13 protein-coding genes are annotated in these 16,853 nt (G+C 63.1%); 8 read left to right on the top strand and 5 right to left on the bottom strand.

Annotation, left to right across the window (positions count from 1 at the left end; all coding sequences use genetic code 11):
* The first annotated feature begins 168 nt into the window (after positions 1–168).
* Entirely contained in the window at positions 169–2,247 is a 2,079-nt protein-coding gene (gene tkt, locus HWY05_RS01175; protein ID WP_176057136.1) for a transketolase, read from the top strand.
* Between the two features lie 126 nt (positions 2,248–2,373).
* Here the strand turns inward: tkt and HWY05_RS01170 are convergent, their stop codons facing one another.
* From HWY05_RS01170 to HWY05_RS01160, 3 genes are all read right to left on the bottom strand, one after another.
* Positions 2,374–3,459, bottom strand: a complete 1,086-nt coding sequence (locus HWY05_RS01170; RefSeq protein WP_035557377.1) for a hypothetical protein — start codon at positions 3,457–3,459, stop codon at positions 2,374–2,376.
* A gap of 305 nt (positions 3,460–3,764) precedes the next feature.
* The gene (zapE, locus tag HWY05_RS01165) at positions 3,765–4,856 is read right to left on the bottom strand and encodes a cell division protein ZapE (RefSeq protein WP_176057135.1); all 1,092 of its coding nucleotides are present in this window, start codon (positions 4,854–4,856) and stop codon (positions 3,765–3,767) included.
* 129 nt (positions 4,857–4,985) lie between these two features.
* On the bottom strand, positions 4,986–7,316 hold the full coding sequence (locus tag HWY05_RS01160; protein ID WP_176057134.1) for a PAS domain S-box protein: 2,331 nt from the start codon (positions 7,314–7,316) through the stop codon (positions 4,986–4,988).
* Between HWY05_RS01160 and HWY05_RS38595 the strand changes: the two genes are divergently transcribed.
* Positions 7,310–7,432, top strand: a complete 123-nt coding sequence (locus HWY05_RS38595) for a hypothetical protein (RefSeq protein ID WP_279614054.1) — start codon at positions 7,310–7,312, stop codon at positions 7,430–7,432. The genes HWY05_RS01160 and HWY05_RS38595 overlap by 7 nt on opposite strands.
* A gap of 177 nt (positions 7,433–7,609) precedes the next feature.
* Here HWY05_RS38595 and HWY05_RS01155 read toward each other — a convergent pair whose 3' ends face one another.
* Positions 7,610–8,512: a YihY/virulence factor BrkB family protein gene (locus HWY05_RS01155; RefSeq protein ID WP_176057133.1), complete on the bottom strand. Its 903-nt coding sequence runs from the start codon at positions 8,510–8,512 to the stop codon at positions 7,610–7,612.
* Between the two features lie 339 nt (positions 8,513–8,851).
* On the opposite strand from HWY05_RS01155, the gene HWY05_RS01150 reads away from it, so the two are divergent.
* The 4 genes from HWY05_RS01150 to HWY05_RS01135 all read left to right on the top strand — a co-directional run bounded on the left by HWY05_RS01150 (position 8,852) and on the right by HWY05_RS01135 (position 13,616).
* The gene (locus HWY05_RS01150) at positions 8,852–10,024 is read left to right on the top strand and encodes a ligase-associated DNA damage response exonuclease (protein WP_244146521.1); all 1,173 of its coding nucleotides are present in this window, start codon (positions 8,852–8,854) and stop codon (positions 10,022–10,024) included.
* On the top strand, positions 10,021–11,703 hold the full coding sequence (locus tag HWY05_RS01145; RefSeq protein ID WP_176057132.1) for an ATP-dependent DNA ligase: 1,683 nt from the start codon (positions 10,021–10,023) through the stop codon (positions 11,701–11,703). The genes HWY05_RS01150 and HWY05_RS01145 overlap by 4 nt, the downstream gene beginning before the upstream one ends.
* A gap of 192 nt (positions 11,704–11,895) precedes the next feature.
* Complete coding sequence (locus HWY05_RS01140) at positions 11,896–12,354, top strand: response regulator (protein WP_156126723.1); 459 nt, start codon at positions 11,896–11,898, stop codon at positions 12,352–12,354.
* A gap of 227 nt (positions 12,355–12,581) precedes the next feature.
* Positions 12,582–13,616 carry a PDDEXK nuclease domain-containing protein gene (locus tag HWY05_RS01135; RefSeq protein ID WP_035557360.1) on the top strand — a complete coding sequence of 345 codons (1,035 nt, stop codon included), beginning with the start codon at positions 12,582–12,584 and terminating at the stop codon, positions 13,614–13,616.
* Positions 13,617–13,643: 27 nt separating this feature from the next.
* On the opposite strand, the gene HWY05_RS01130 is transcribed toward HWY05_RS01135, so the two are convergent.
* On the bottom strand, positions 13,644–14,048 hold the full coding sequence (locus tag HWY05_RS01130; protein WP_176057131.1) for a PRC-barrel domain-containing protein: 405 nt from the start codon (positions 14,046–14,048) through the stop codon (positions 13,644–13,646).
* A 177-nt stretch (positions 14,049–14,225) separates the two neighbouring features.
* Here HWY05_RS01130 and glgX point away from each other — a divergent pair, with 177 nt between their 5' ends.
* Positions 14,226–16,442, top strand: a complete 2,217-nt coding sequence (glgX, locus tag HWY05_RS01125) for a glycogen debranching protein GlgX (protein WP_176057130.1) — start codon at positions 14,226–14,228, stop codon at positions 16,440–16,442.
* A 168-nt stretch (positions 16,443–16,610) separates the two neighbouring features.
* A complete protein-coding gene (locus tag HWY05_RS01120) occupies positions 16,611–16,850 on the top strand; it encodes a DUF2934 domain-containing protein (RefSeq protein ID WP_035557353.1) in 240 nt (79 codons plus the stop codon).
* The last annotated feature ends 3 nt before the right edge of the window (positions 16,851–16,853 follow it).

The following is a 16,853-nucleotide window of genomic DNA, read 5'->3' as shown; positions in this document are numbered from 1 at the left end:
TGCCTGGCAGCTAGCGTGCAGAATCGCGCGCATGGGCGCATCATCGGTGAGCCTGTGCGGTTTCCCTGCGTTATCCCCTGAACACCACCACCGGCCGCGCTCGCCGAATCGCCGAATGAGGCGCGGCATGCCGGCCATGTTCCCCACCGCCGAACAAGGAGTGTCCCCATGCAAAACGATCCCGCCCTCGACCAGTTGTGCATCAACACGATTCGCACGCTGGCCATGGACGCCGTGCAAAAGGCCAATTCCGGTCACCCCGGCACGCCGATGGCGCTGGCGCCGGTTGCTTACCATCTGTGGCAAAACCATCTGCGTTACGATCCGGACGAACCGTTGTGGCCGAATCGCGACCGCTTCGTGCTGTCGGTGGGGCATGCGTCGATGCTGCTGTATGCGCTGCTGCATCTGGCCAACGTGAAGGCCGTGGACGAAGAAGGCCACGCGACCGGCGGCCCCGCGGTGTCGCTGGACGACATCGAACATTTTCGTCAGCTCGACAGCAAGACGCCGGGCCACCCCGAGTACCGGATGACCACCGGCGTGGAAACGACCACCGGACCGCTCGGCCAGGGACTCGGCAACAGCGTCGGCATGGCGATGGCCGCGCGCTGGTACGAGAGCCGCTTCAACCAGCCGGACGTGCCGCTCTTCGACTACCGCGTGTACGCATTATGCGGCGACGGCGACATGATGGAAGGCATCTCGCACGAAGCGGCGTCGCTCGCGGGACACCTGAAGCTGTCGAATCTGATCTGGATCTACGACAGCAACCGCGTGACGATTGAAGGCCACACCGATCTCGCGTACAGCGACGACGTGGAGAGCCGCTTTCGCGGTTACAACTGGCACACGCTGCACGTCAACGACGCGAACGACGCCGCCGCGCTCGAAGCCGCGTTCGTCGAGGCGAAAAGCATCACGGACCGGCCGACGCTGATCGTGGTGCACAGCATTATCGGCTGGGGTTCGCCGCATAAGCAGGACACGTCGGCGGCGCACGGCGAAGCGCTCGGCGTCGAAGAGGTTGCGCTGACCAAGAAGGCGTACGGCTGGCCCGAAGACAAATTTTTCTACGTACCGGACGGCGTGCACGAACGTTTCGCGCAAGGCATCGGCGCACGCGGCAAGGCGGCGCGCGACGCATGGCTCGCGAAGCACGAGGCTTATAACAAGCAGTATCCGGAACTGGCGCGCGAACTCGCGTTGATCGAAGCGCACGAATTGCCCACCGGCTGGGACAGCGACATTCCCACCTTCGACGCGGACCCGAAGGGCGTCGCGTCGCGCGATTCGTCGGGCAAGGTGCTCAACGCCATCGCCGCACGCGTGCCGTGGATGATCGGCGGCGCGGCGGATCTGTCGCCGTCCACCAAGACCAATCTGAAATTCGAAGGGGCGGGCAGCTTCGAAGCGGATAACTACGGCGGCTGCAATCTGCACTTCGGCATTCGCGAACATGCAATGGGCTCGGCGGTGAACGGCCTCGCGTTGTCGAATCTACGGCCGTTCGGCTCGACTTTCCTGATTTTTAGCGACTACATGAAGCCGCCGATCCGTCTGTCGGCCATCATGGAAGTGCCGGCGATTTACGTCTTTACGCACGATTCGATCGGCGTCGGCGAAGATGGCCCGACCCATCAGCCGATCGAGCAACTGGCGTCGCTGCGTGGCGTGCCGGGACTGACCGTGCTGCGTCCCGGCGACGCGAACGAAGTCGCCGAAGCGTGGCGTTTGGCGCTGTCGCATCCACGGCGGCCGTCGTGCATCGTCGTATCGCGCCAGGCATTGCCGACGCTCGACCGCAGCCGTTATGCGTCGGCGAAGGGTGTGCAGAAGGGCGCGTATGTGCTCGCCGATGCACCCGATGGGCAGAAGCCGCAAGTGATTCTGATGGCGACCGGCAGTGAATTGTCGGTGTGCGTCGACGTCTACGAAAAACTCAAGAGCGAGGGCATCGCGGCGCGCGTGGTGTCGATGCCGTCGTGGGATGTGTTCGAGCGTCAGGACGAGGCGTATCAGGATGCCGTGCTACCGGATGACGTGGTTGCGCGTGTGGCGGTGGAGCAGGCGGCTTCGCTGGGCTGGGATCGTTATGTGGGCCGGCATGGCGCACAGGTGGTGATGCATACGTTCGGTGCGTCCGCGCCGCTCTCCGAGCTGAAGAAGAAGTTCGGCTTTACGCCCGAGCATGTGTATGAGGCGGCGAAGCAGCAGATTGCGAGGGCGCAGGCGAAACGGAGTTAAGCGGGTTTTAACGCATTAATTCGGTTCGCTTTGAACTGCATGATGCGCAGTACCAAAACCGGCGGCGTAAAAGCCGCCGGTTTTTTTATGTCACGCCGATAACCTCAGTTTCAACGAACGCTCCAATCAATTCGCCGGAATCGTCACCACCGGGGCCTTGCTGCTCGTATCGGCCTCCGCCAGCGCCATCAGATTCTGCACGACGGTGAACGCGTATTTTGAATCGAAGTCGTTGCGGTCCACCCAATACGAGGATGGGCCATAAGAAATCATCACATACACGTTATCGGGGGGCGTCTTGCCGGAATGGACGATGATCGTCGGCCGCGTCTCCCCGCCGATCAGGCCCACGGTCGGCTTGGTCGACCCGTCGTCGATACGCGCGACGGGCACTTGAACCTGCGCGCCGAGATCGCTCAGAATGCCGAGCACCGAGCGCGTGACCATCGGAATACTGTCGCCCTTTTTCGATGACGACGACGGCCCGTAGACGATCTCATACGTGCGCGTGGTTGAGGACAAATGCAGCAGCTTGCGCACCCGCGCGAGATCCGCGCCGGTTTGCGGCGATTCGCCGCTGGTGGCCGCGCCCATCACCAGATACACGCCCATCTGGCCGCTCTTCGCGTCGGCCTGGCGCGACTCGACATTCAGTTCGCCCGCGAGCTGCAGACGACGCAGCGCTTGCAGCAGTTCGAAGAAGCCCGGCGCGCCCGCGCTGTTTTCGCCGCCGAGCGCGTTGCCGTTCTGCAAACCGCCGACCGATTGCGCGGTGATACGTAGCAACAGATCGATCGGAATGCCGCCCTCGGCAAGCGGCAATACGAGCGATGGCGCGAGCGGCCGGATATACGCGGACGCGAATGCCTCGCCGGTCGTCGGCGCGAACGTGAAGGTGGGGTGATTCGAATAGGACACGCTGCCGGTGGCGAGCGCGTAACTCGGCTGGCTGCCGGAACCGGCGTTGGCGGTGGCGCCGCCGGTGGCGTCGAACGTGTAGGCGGCGATGATGCTGCTGACGGTCAGGAAGGCCGGCGCATCGCCATAACGCAGGCCGACCACGGCGGCGAGAATCTCGCGTTTTTTGGCGTCGCCTAGCGCGCGGGCGTAGTCGACCTGGTCGGCTTTGAGACGGGACGGGCCGATATGGACGCAAGCCGATGTGAGGCAGGCCGCGCAAAGTGCTGCGGCGACAGAAGCGGTTCTGATCATGGCAACGAAGGAGGCGGAGCGTAATCCGCTGAAGAATGAGCCCGCAACGGCGTTAGCAGGGCGCATTCCCGCGCCTGGGGTGGGCGTGGTTGATTCGTCGTTTCAGCTTATGAATAGGGAGTTTGCGCGGGCTAACGCGCGCTGTGCTGTCGCGCAGGGTTTGCCGTTGCATTGCAAGATTTGCAGGAATGCGCGCAGGAGATGCGCGAGGTTGGCTTGCTGACTGCTCGCGTTTAGCGCTGCCGCTCGCTTGCGCCTCGCGCCAGAGCGAAGCCGACCGCTCGCGTCTTAAGGCTTGGCGCGAATCAGGTTTTGACCGCTGTTTGCCCGGCCCCATCGGCCACATCTTCAAGCGTGCTGCGATATCCGCGCGATTGCATTTCCGCGAGCCGACTCAGCGTTCTCGACAGATCGTGTGCGCCTTCCAACCCTGCAAGTGCCGCTTCGATCGGCTGATCGGACGCGATAAACAGCGACCGCTTGCGGTCGTAGAAAATATCGACGAGCCACACCAGCCGCTGCAACGTATGCGATTTCGTGAGCCAGTCGGTGTGCAGGTTGTCGAGAATCAGCCCATGCCACTGCCCGGCGAGGTCGAGGTAATCGAGGTGCGAACGGCTCGCCACGCACAAGCTGTCGAAGTCCGCCCACAGCAACGCCGTGCCCGCCGCACGCGCGGTAAGTGGCCGGCCCGCCGCACTCAGCGTGACCGGTTCGAGGCTCGCATCGTCGCCTTCATGACGCACGAAAATCTGCCGAAGCGCGTCGTGATTCGACGGGTCGAGCGGCGCGAAGAAACGCGGCGCGTCGGCTTCTTCGCCACCGAAACGATAGTCGCGCGCGCCGTCGAAATGGATCACCGTGAAGCAGCGTTCGATCTGCTCGATGGTCGGCAGAAAACGCTCGTGAAACTCGGGGTCGGACAGCAGCGCATCCGGCGCGTAGTTCGAGGTCAGCACGATGCGCGTGCCGAGGCTGATCGCGGTATCGAGGAAACGGGCCATCAGGAACGCATCGGCGATATCGTGCACATGGAATTCGTCGAAGCACAGCAGGTCGACGCCATCGAGCCACTGCCGCGAGACCGAACCAGGCCGGTCGTCACCACGAGGTTCGCTGACGAGCCGCCGGTTCATCTCGCGCAGAAATTCGTGGAAGTGCAAACGTCGTTTGCTGCACGTGGCCAGTTCGAACACGGTGTCGACTACTAGGCTTTTGCCGCGGCCCGGCAGACCGTGGCAATAGACGCCCTGGCGCGCAGACGTAGCGTCGACGTTCTCGCGCCGGGCTTCCGAATGTAGCAGCGCGACGAGCGCCGCGATCGCGTCGCGCTGGCTGGCGTCGGGCTCGATGCCGCGCGCGGCGAGGCTGCGGGTGACCTGAGCCGGATCAAGCATGAGTAAGCGTCCCGCAGGATGAAGGGGCGTGGATGATCACGGTGATGGTGAAATCGTTGAACATGGATAGCCGGCGGGAAGCGAGCGCGTTAGTTTAGCAAGGGCTGCCCGCAGGGCTCAAACCCAGCCTCAAACCCGCTGCCGCCCCAACACCTGCTGCAACTCGCGCGGATCGACCGGTTTCGTGAAGTGATGATCGAAGCCCGCTTCCACGGCGGTCTGCTTATCCTGCTGCTGACCCCAGCCCGTTACCGCGATCAGCAGAATGCTCGCGTCGCCATATTCATGACGAACCCGTCGCGCGACCTCGTAGCCGTTGAGCCGTGGCAATCCGATATCGAGAATCACGGCGTGCGGCGCGAATTCGCCGATCAACGCGAGCCCCGCGAGACCGTCGCCGGCCGTGCGCACTTCGTGGCCTTCGAGTTCGAGCACCATCGCGAGACTGTCGGCGGCATCCGCGTTGTCGTCGACGATCACGACCCGCAGGCCGGCCGCGTGCGCGGGTTCGGGCGTCGCATGGTCCGCCGGTGCGGACGCCGCGCGCGATAGCGGCAGGCGGATCATGAACTCGCTGCCGGTGCCGGCGCCGTCGCTGAAGGCCGCGACCGTGCCGCCGTGCAGTTCCGCGAGCCCGCGCACCAGCGCGAGACCGATGCCGAGGCCGCCTTGCGAGCGGTCGAGCGCGGGTGCCAACTGCGAGAACATTTCGAACACGCTGTTCAGATGCTCGCGCGGAATACCAATGCCGGAGTCGCGTACCACGATCACCGCCTCGTCGCCTTCGCGCTCTGCCGCGAGTGAAATGCGGCCGCCCGGCGGCGTGTACTTGGCGGCGTTGTTCAGCAGATTGAGGATCATTTGCGACAGGCGCGTCGGGTCCGCGTCGAGATAAAGCGGCTCGCGCGGCAGCGTCACGCTCAGATGATGCGATGACGCCTGCACCGTGGGCCGCGCCGCTTCCATGGCCGACTGCATCGAGCGGGCGAGTTCGAGGCGCTGCTTGCGCAACTCCAGTTTGCCCTGGGTGATGCGCGAAACTTCGAGCAGATCGTCCACCAGATGCGTCATATGCTGCAACTGACGGTCGAACACGTCGCGCGACCAGTTCAGTTGCGGATCGGCAAACTCCTTGAGCCGCAAAATCTCGAGCACGTTACGCATCGGCGCGAGCGGATTGCGCAACTCGTGCGCGAGCGTGGCCAGAAATTCGTCCTTGCGACGATCGGCCTTCGAGAGTTCGAGATTCAAGCGCTGCAATTGCTGCTCGGCGCGCCGTCGCTCGGTAATGTCGCGGCTCACGCAAACCGCGCCGTAGATGTCGCCGCGCGCGTTCGCCAGCGGTTTGACGACGGTGTCGCACACGCCGCGCGAACTGTCGCGCCGCACGAACGGCAATTCACCGCGCCAGGTGCCGTCGGCGGCGAGCGCGGCGAACGCTTCGCGGCGAACCCGCAACGCGTCTTGTTGCGGGTGGAACATCGTAATGGGTTTGCCGAGAATTTCGCGTCGCCGATAACCCAGCATGCGTTCGCCGCCGACGTTGAAGTCGGTGATATTGCCGCGCAGATCGGTGATCACGATCGCGTCGCTCAGGTGCTCGAAAATCGCCGCCTGGCGCAGCAGCACGGTCTGCGCTTCCTTGCGCTCGGTGATGTCGGTGCCGAGGCCGTAGACGGTCAGCGGCTCGCCCTGGCGGTCATAGGTTGAGCGGCCGCGGCCTTCCATCCAGCACCAGTCGCCGCTCGCATGCAGAAAGCGGAATTCCACCACGTAATCGTCGCCGCTCGCGAGCGCACGTTCCACTGCCTCGTTGAGCGCGATCAGGTCGCGCGGATGGATCAGTTCGAAGAAGCCGCCGGGCATCTTCGCGAAGCGTCCTTCGGCGTAGCCCGCGAGCGCTTCCAGTTCGCGGCTCCACCAGAACTTGCCGGACTTGGGCTCGTGCGACCACGCGCCCATGCGCGCGCCGCGCATCGCCAGACTCAGCACGTCGCGGCTTTCCTGCAACTCCTGTTGCGCGCGCTGATGCGCGGCCACCGAAGCCTCCGCGTTACGTCGTGCAAGCAACAATTCCTGCTCGTACTTATGACGGTCCTCGACGATCAGCACCGCGATCTCGATGAAGTCGGCTTCGCCGTGACGGCGGCATGCTGCGTTGAGCAGCATCGGCACCATGTGGCCATCGCGGTGCACCATGTTCAGTTTGATCTCGCTCACCGAGCCCTGCGTTTGCAGCAGCGGCGCCCAGTGCGTCTGATAGAACACCTTGCCGCCGGCGCTCAGCAGATCCTGCAGGTGCTTCAGGTCGATGAGTTCGGCGGCGTCATAACCGAGCCAATCGCAGAAGCTCGCGTTGACGCGCAGGAGGCGGCCGCGGTGATCGGTCAGCAGCAAGCCGCAGGCGGCGTGCTCGAATAGTGCGTCGGCGGAAGGCGGCGGGCGGTCCGTGCTTGACATTGCGTTATGGGACCCGTGGCCCGGTCGAGGCGTGGATGGCCGGCGTCGTGATTCGTTTGCCGCTGGCGGTAGTCGGTAAGTCGTTGCGCTGCGCGATGCTCATCGTGGTGTCCTGAGGCCTGCTGGGCATGAAGCGGCGATTGCGCCAGGCCCGCCGACTTCGAGGGATGTTACCGCAGTCTTGTGGCAAATCGCGACTGGACTAACCCGCTCGAGAAGTGTGCGCGCCAGACAGCCGGCGCCGGTCATGCGATACGCATTGACGACGCCAGGTAGTTCGTCATGAAACGCCTTCAGCCGGTTTTAATTTTGGGCAACGGGGCGCCGGCCGGTTCGAGTCCGAAGCGTTCGTATTGGGAGATCACCTGGGCGCCGAATAGCAGCAGCGTCGCGAGCCATTCCAGACTGAACAGGATCACGATGGCCATGGTCAAGGAGCCGTACACCACGCTGACCTGCGAGAGCGTGGCGAAATACCAGACCAGCACATGGCGGGTGATTTCCCACAGCACGGCCGCGACCACGCCGCCGAACAGCGCGTGTTTGAGCGACGGCTTGCCGACCGGCATGACCAGATAGATCGACGTCAGCACGAAGATTTCACCGGCCAGGCCGAGCAGATACAACACCACTCGCGAGAGCCCTTGCAGCGACACATGCAGGCCGAACAGATCGACACCTTCGGCGCCGATCGCTTCCAACCCGCTCGACACGAACGTGACGATCAGCAGGCCGACGCCGAGAAACAGAATGTAGCAATACGGCAGCAATGCCGACAGCAAAAAGTGCCGCCGCCTGGCCACCACGCGATGCACGAAGATCAACGACATCGCGTTTTCCAGCACGGTGAACGCGAGCGAACTGAAGAAGATCATCGTCACCAGCAGCACCCAGCCGATCACCGCGCGGTGCGCCAGAAAATTCGCGAGCTCGCGCACCAGCGCACTCGATTGCCCCGGCACGAGCCATTGCAGCAGATGCCCGAGCGCGTTCAGCAGCACATGTTGCGGGACCATCCGCGACAGCACGATCACGATCAGGATCAGCAACGGCACGATGGACAGCAACGCGTAATACGCCACCGCACCCGCGAGCAGCAGGCCCTGATTCGCGCGGAACGCCTTCAGCGTTTGCAGCACGAAGCTACCGGGATGTTTCGCGACATATAACGCGTGTTGGTCGATGAGCGTTTGCATGGGGCCTCGCGGCGCACGTGGTGGACGGTGACGGGAAGGCCGCCCTTGCCCACGTACTGAACTCTATTGCGTGAACTGAAGCAAGAACGCAGCCATACTGTGGCTGGGTGGCTCGACTGAGCGTGGATAGCGGGCTGGCGGCGGTTCGCTTGCGCGATACGCCGTTGCGGCGCGTGCCGCGCGCGTGTCAGGAATACAGTTTGCTTGCCGCTGCGCAGCAAGGCTTACCGGTCGGCAACGGGCGCAGGATTATCGCAACGGGCCGAGGGGGCCACCGCAACGGAGCCGCCATTGAATACCGCGTCTGACAATCAGCATGAGAAGCAGGACGATCAGCCTGTGAAGCAGGACCGCGCGCACGACGACAGTCAAGACCTCGTCGTCGCGCGCCCCGAAGGTTTGTATTGCGCGGCGGGCGACTTCTACATCGACCCATGGCGGCCGGTCGAGCGCGCGGTGATCACCCACGCGCATTCCGACCACGCACGCTTCGGCCATCGGCATTATCTTGCGGCGCAACCTGGGGCGAACGTGCTGCTGTCGCGCTTGCCCGGCATTACGCTGCAAACGCTCGCTTACGGCGAGCGCCTCCCGATCGGCGGCACGGTCGTGTCGTTGCATCCCGCCGGACATGTGCTGGGTTCCGCGCAAGTGCGGATCGAACACGCCGGCCGCGTATGGGTCGCCTCGGGCGACTACAAGCTCGACCCCGACCCCACCTGCCACGCGTTCGAACCCGTGCGCTGCGATACCTTCATCACCGAATCGACTTTCGGCTTGCCGATTTACCGATGGGACGCGCCGCAAAGCGTGTTCGACGGTATCGATTCATGGTGGCGCCACAACGCCGCCGAAGGGCGCGCGTCGGTGCTGTTCTGCTATTCGTTCGGCAAGGCGCAGCGCGTGCTGGCCAGCGTCGACGCGGGCATCGGCCCGATCTTCTGTCATGGCGCCGTCGAACCGCTCAATCGCGCGTATCGCGACGCCGGTGTGCCGTTGCCGCCGGTCAGGCTGGTCAGCGAAATCGAGCGTAAGGACAAGGCGATGTTCCGCCAGGCGTTGATCGTGGCGCCGCCGTCCGCGCAAGGCAGCGCGTGGCTCAAGCGCTTCGGCGACTATAGCGACGCGTTTGCGTCGGGCTGGATGCGCCTGCGTGGCGCGCGGCGCAGACGCGGCGTCGATCGCGGTTTCGTGCTGTCGGATCACGCTGACTGGCCGAGCCTGCAAAGCGCGATTCAGGCGACGGAGGCCGGCCGCGTGATCGTCACGCATGGTTCGGTCGAACCGATGGTGCGCTGGTTGCACGAGCAAGGACTTGAAGCCGGCGCGTTTGAAACGCAATACGGCGACGACACGGTCGAAGCGGATGCGGCGGTCGCGGATGAAACGGCGTCCGCGCAGGACAGCGATGCGGAGCGTCATGCATCGGCCGAGCAGGCTGACGAGCGCATCCAACGCATCGACCAGCCCGAAGCGCGCGACGATTCAATCACTGGCGCAAACACCCCATGAAACGTTTCGCCGCCCTCTACACCGCGCTCGACGCCAGCACCTCCACGCACGACAAACTCGAAGCGCTGACCGCCTATTTCTCCGTGGCCGCGCCGGAAGACGCCGCGTGGGCATCGTACTTCCTGGCCGGCGGCAAGCCGCGTCAATCGGTGCCCACCCGTCAGTTGAGCGAGATCGCCCGCGAACGGGCCGGCCTGCCGCCGTGGCTATTCGAAGAGTCGTATCACGCGGTCGGCGATCTGGCCGAGACCATCGCGCATATCTTGCCGCCCGCGCAACGCAGTTCCGAACTGGGCCTCACGCAATGGATCGAGCAACGCGTGCTGCCGCTGCGCGGCATCGCGCCCGACGAACTGCGCACGCGTTTGCTCAGCTATTGGGACGAACTCGACTGGAGCGGCCGTTTTCTGCTGACCAAACTGATCGGCGGCGGCTTTCGGGTCGGCGTGGCGCGGCAACTGGTGGTGAGGGCGTTAGCGGAAGTCGCGGGCGTCGACCCTAAGCGGATCGCGCAACGCATGGTCGGTTGGACCGACTCGCAACAGAAGCCCGACGCCGCGCGCTATCTGCGTCTGATCGCGCCACAAGCCACGGACGAAGACGGCGACGCGCAGCACGGCGAGTTCAGGCACGACAGCGATCTCGGCCTGCCGTATCCGTTCTTTCTCGCCCATCCGTTGCAGGCCGATCCGGCGACGCTCGGCGCGCCGTCGCTGTGGCAGATCGAATGGAAGTGGGACGGCATACGCGCACAGTTGGTCAAACGCGATGGGCGCGTCTGGCTGTGGTCGCGCGGCGAAGAGTTGATCACGGACCGCTTTCCCGAAGTCGCGGCGCTCGGCGACGCGTTGCCGGACGGCTACGTGATCGACGGCGAAATCCTCGCATGGCAGCCGGGCGCGAGTGCGCCTTTGCCGTTCGCGCGGCTGCAACCGCGTATTGCGCGGAAAACGCTGACGAAAAAGATTCTCGCCGATTCGCCCGCCACCTTGCTCGCCTACGACCTGCTCGAAGCGCAAGGCAAGGATCTGCGCACCACGCCGCTTGCGCAACGGCGCGCACAACTCGACGCGTTGGCCGTGTCGATAGACGGCACGCTGGCGCGCGATCTGCTGCGCGTCTCGCCGTCGATCGACGCGCCGGACTGGCAGACGCTCGCCACACTGCGCGAGGAAAGCCGCGCGCGTGGCGTGGAAGGTCTGATGCTGAAAGAGCGCGACTCGATGTATGGCGTAGGCCGCACCAAAGCATCGGGCACCTGGTGGAAGTGGAAGATTGATCCCTACGCGGTAGACGCCGTGCTGCTCTACGCGCAACGCGGTCACGGCCGCCGCGCGAGTCTCTACACGGACTTCACGTTCGCGGTCTGGGACGAAGCGAACGGCGTGCGCACGCTCGTGCCGTTCGCAAAGGCCTATTCCGGTCTCACCGACGACGAGATGCGCCAGGTCGACGCAATCGTCCGTAAGACCACGATCGAAAAATTCGGCCCCGTGCGCAGCGTTACGCCCACCCTGGTGTTTGAAATCGGCTTCGAAGGCATTCAGGCGAGCCCACGCCATAAATCGGGCGTGGCGGTCCGTTTTCCACGCATGCTGCGCTGGCGTACCGACAAAACCATCGACGACGCCGACACGCTCGTTATGCTCAAAGGATTTATCGACGATCGAACGGGATAACCCTCAGAGCGGAAACCCTGGAAAACCCGCTGTCTTTTATTGACGCGCCCCCAGTTGACTGCATGCTATCGACGTGACCCGCGTCTGCGAGTTCATCCGATGAGAGATGCAGTTTGCCGGATCGCGGGAGCGAATCTTGCGCATACGCCGCGGGTTGCGCGCACAGGGCGCCGGAAGAATAAGGAGAACAGGGTGAGGCTCGATGACCGAATGGACGACAACGACGACGTCGTAGTGTGGCGGCCGATTCAGTACGCGATGGCTTCGCATCGTCGCGTGCTGGTGGTGGACGACTACCGAGAAGCGGCGGAGGCCTTGCAGATGCTGCTGAACGCGGACGGCTTCGAATGCCGCGCGCTGGAAGATCCGCACGCCGTGTGCGACATGGCGTGCGAATGGCAGCCGTTTGCCGTCGTGCTGGACATCAAGATGCCGGGGCTGGATGGGCTGGAGCTGGCGCGGCGTCTGCGCGCGCATCCGGACACTTCGCATATGCTGCTGGTGGCGTGTACGGCTTTCGCGTCGCGCGATGATCGGGCGCGTGCGAAGGCGGTCGGTTTCGATGCGCATTGCGCGAAGCCGCTGACGCCGGAAAGGCTGTTGCGGGTGCTGGAATCGGCGGCGGCACTGCATGCGGCCGGGCCGCCGTAAGGGCGGCTTGTGGTTGAAAGCCCTGTTCCTCACCAGCGAACTGCTACGCCCCCCGCGATGGAGCGTGTCCAAGCGTTGCACCTGCTGCTTGGTTTGCCGGTGGGGTCACGATCCGGTAACGTGTCGGTCTTCATTCATGAACAACGCGGTGGCAATGCTCCGATCAAGTCACCGTGGCATGAGGAAGCTAATAACGCCATTTTTCTGACACGCGAGACTGATCCAGCATGAGCGCCCTTACGCATGCCCCTCTACTTTCCGAAGTCCGACAGCTGATCGATTCGGCGCGGGAGCGCGCCGCAGCCGCCGTCAATGCAGAGCTAACCCTGCTGTACTGGCAGGTGGGACGGTGCATTCGCGCGGAGGTGCTTAATGGTGCGCGCGCTGAGTACGGACAGCAGGTGATTGCATCGCTTGCGCGAACCCTCACCGCGGAATATGGGCGCGGCTGGAGTGCGCAGCAGTTGCGTCATTGCCTGCGGGCCGCCGAGATTTTTCCCGATGACAACATTCTCTCCGCGGTGCGGAGAGAATTGAGTTGGACGCACATCAAGGCGCTCCTGTACATCGAGGATCCGCTGAAACGCGAGTTTTACCTCGAATTGTGCCGGCTCGAACGTTGGTCGTCACGACAGTTGCAGGAGCGTATCAGTTCGATGCTATTCGAGCGCACGGCGATTTCGCGGCGGCCCGATGAGGCCGTAAGACACGACCTCGCGCAATTGCGGCAGGAGCAGCGCGTGTCGCCGGACGTGTTGCTGAAAGACCCGTATATTCTTGATTTTCTTGGACTGAACGATCATTACCTGGAACGGGATCTCGAGGACGCCATCCTGCGGGAAATGGAGCAATTTCTGCTTGAACTGGGCGCGGGATTTACATTTGTAGCGCGCCAGAAGCGACTGCAGATCGACAACGATGACTTCTACATCGATTTGCTCTTTTATAACCGCAAGCTCAAGCGTTTGGTAGCGGTCGAACTGAAGCTCGGCGCTTTCAAGGCCGAATACAAGAGCCAGATGGAACTGTATCTTCGCTGGCTGGCAAAACACGAACAGGAGGCGGACGAGCAGCCGCCGCTCGGCATCATTCTCTGCGCGGGAAAAAAGCAGGAACAAATCGAATTGCTCGAACTCGACAAGAGCGGCATTCACGTTGCGGAGTATCTGACCGTTTTGCCCCCACGGGAAACCCTGCAGGCCAAGCTCCATCAGTCGATCGCGGCAGCCCGATTGCGCCTGAACATCAAGCACGAAGAATAATGCCCGACCGCAATTCTCGCGGATCGATCAATCTGGCGCGTACTTAAACTCCGGCAACGCCTCAAGCGATTTCCTGGTGGCATCCGGCAGCACAACCCGCCGGTTATTGATCTGCAAATCGTTGAACGGCACGGCCACCAGATGCTTGCCCATGCCAAGAAAACCGCCAACGGAAAGGATTGCGTAGGTGCCGCGATCGCCGCTCGGCGACACGATCAGGTCGTCTAGCGTGCCGATGGTGTCTTTATTCCTGTTGTAGACGTCAGCGCCGTTCAGCTTCGACGCCCTATACCCACTCGCGAGTTGGACCACGTCCGTGCGTTTTTCCGTAATCGCCTGGGGCGCCCCTTGTGCGTAGGCATTGCCGTAGCCTGTCAGCGCGCCGAGCAGCAGCGCGGAGGCGACAAGCGGTTTGAGATGAAGTCGGCGCATGATGTGTTTTCTCCCTGATGTAGTGGGCGCTCATTGCGGCGCGTGATGGATCCGATTCCACCTTGCCGGCTGCAAGAGTTGTGCCTCAGCTGTGCCTCGCACCCTCTCAGGTCTGGAAGTTGCTACATCAGCGAGCCCAACTCGCGCGCAAGCGCCCATGCTTTCACAGGAAACGCTATGTCATCCCAGGCCAACTTCTCGATGCGCATTGCCGAAGGCACGCCGTTCCCACTCGGCGCGACATGGAATGGCAGCGGTGTGAACTTTGCGCTGTTCTCGGCGCACGCCACCAAGGTCGAACTGTGTCTGTTCGACGACACCGGCACGGACGAAATCGAACGCATCGAACTGCCCGAATATACCGACGAGGTGTGGCATGTCTTCGTGCCCGGACTCAAGCCCGGCGCGATCTACGGTTACCGCGTGCATGGCCCTTACGAACCGGAACAAGGTCACCGTTTCAATCCGAACAAACTGCTGCTCGACCCGTATGCCAAGGCGCATATCGGCGAACTCAAATGGGCGCCGGAAATCTTCGGCTATACGCTCGGTTCGGAAGAGGGCGATCTATCGTTCGATGAACGCGACAGCGCGCCGTTCGTGCCGAAGTGCAAGGTGGTCGACGCCAATTTCTCGTGGAGCCACCCTGAGCGCAACGCGTTGCCGTGGGAGCGCGTGATCTTCTACGAAACCCACGTGCGAGGTTTTACCAAACGTCATCCGGACGTGCCTGAGGCTTTGCGCGGCACCTTTGCCGGCCTTGGCCAGCAGCCCGTGCTCGACTACATTCGCAACCTCGGCGCGACGTCGATCGAATTGATGCCGATCCAGACCTTCGTCAACGACAGCTATCTGCTCGACAAAGGTCTCACCAACTACTGGGGTTACAACACGATCGGCTTTTTTGCGGCCGATCCGCGTTTCTTCGCATCGTCGACGGATTCGGTGGCCGAGTTCAAGGAAATGGTCGACCGCATTCACAACAACAATCTCGAAGTCATTCTCGACGTGGTCTACAACCACACTGCCGAAGGCAACGAGCGCGGCCCGACGATCTCGTTCAAGGGCATCGACAACGCGTCGTACTACCGTTTGATGCCCGACGAGCCGCGCTATTACATCAACGACACCGGCACCGGCAATACGCTGAACCTGTCGCATCCGCGCGTGCTGCAAATGGTGACCGACAGCCTGCGCTACTGGGTGACGGAAATGAAGGTGGATGGTTTCCGCTTCGACCTGGCGACGATTCTCGGCCGTGAAACCCACGGTTTCGACGAAGGCGGCGGCTTTCTCGATAGCTGCCGGCAAGACCCGGTGCTCTCGAGCGTGCGCCTGATCGCCGAGCCGTGGGACTGCGGCCCCGGCGGTTATCAGGTGGGCGGCTTTCCGCCGGGCTGGGCGGAGTGGAACGACCGCTTTCGCGACACCGTGCGCGAATACTGGAAGGGCGACGAAGGCAAGGTCGCCGATCTCGCCACCCGGCTGACCGGTTCGGGCGACAAGTTCAATCATCGCGGACGGCGTCCGTGGGCGAGCGTAAATTTCGTCGCCGCGCACGACGGCTTCACGCTGAACGATCTGGTCTCGTACAACGACAAGCACAACGAGGCCAACGGCGAGGACAACAAAGACGGCCACTCGGACAACAAGTCGTGGAACATGGGCGCGGAAGGCCCGACCGACGACGCCGAGATCCGCCAGCAGCGTGAGCGCCAGAAACGCAATCTGCTGGCCACGCTGCTGCTGTCGCAAGGCACGCCGATGATTCTCGCGGGCGACGAATTCGGTCGCACGCAACAAGGCAATAACAACGCCTATTGCCAGGACAACGAGATCAGTTGGGTCGATTGGGAGGCGATCGACGACGACGGCCGCGCGCTCACCGAGTTCGTCAAGAATCTGACCACCTTGCGGCATCGTTTGCCGGTACTGCGGCGTGGGCGTTTTCTGAGCGGCGAATTCAACGAGGCGCTGGAAGTCACCGACGCGCGCTGGCTGTCGCCCGACGGCACGGATCTGTCGCAGGAACAGTGGGACGATCCGTCGATGCGCTGCTTCGGCCTCGTGATCGACGGCCGCGCGCAGGCGAGCGGGATTCGCCGGCCGGCTTCGGATGCGACCTTGCTGCTGGTGCTGAACGCACATCACGACGTCGTCAATTTCACGCTGCCCGATATTCCCGAGGGCGATCAGTGGACCTGTCTGCTGGACACCAATATGCCGGTGCGCGCCGAGTTGCCGCAGTTCAGCGCGGGCGACGCGTACCAGGTGACGGCGCGCTCGCTACTGCTGTTCGCGCTCGAAGCGCCGAGCCGCGCGACGCAACGCGTGTTCGACCGCCTCGAAGAACAGCTCACCACGGACGAAAGCGAAACGCCCGACGCGGCGTGACATCGCATCAATGGACCGACGAAGCGCACGACCCCGAAGCATTTGAATAGCCGGGTATAGCGCTTGCTCGATTGCCTGCAACTGCGCGCGTGGCCGCCGATGTTTTTGTGCGGCCGGCGCGCAGCACAACCGATACCGGTTTTCGTCAGGTCTAACCGAGGTGATCAAATGGAACAGGACACAACCTCTCAAGAGGAACAGATTCGCGAGCGCGCCTATTACCTGTGGGAGCAAGCCACCGGCACGAAGGGCCCGCCTGACGAGTATTGGGAACAGGCACGCGCCGAGGTCGAACAGAATACGCCGCTGGGCAAGAGTAAGCCGGTAGCGGGACATGGGGATGAAGGCGTGGAGGAACCGCCCACCCGACAATCCGCCAAAGAAGCGGCAAAGGAGCCCGCCAAGTAGTCG

It is taken from the genome of Paraburkholderia sp. BCC1876 (genome assembly GCF_902833695.1).
GTDB lineage: Bacteria > Pseudomonadota > Gammaproteobacteria > Burkholderiales > Burkholderiaceae > Paraburkholderia.
This window is presented reverse-complemented; position numbering and strand designations above follow the sequence as displayed.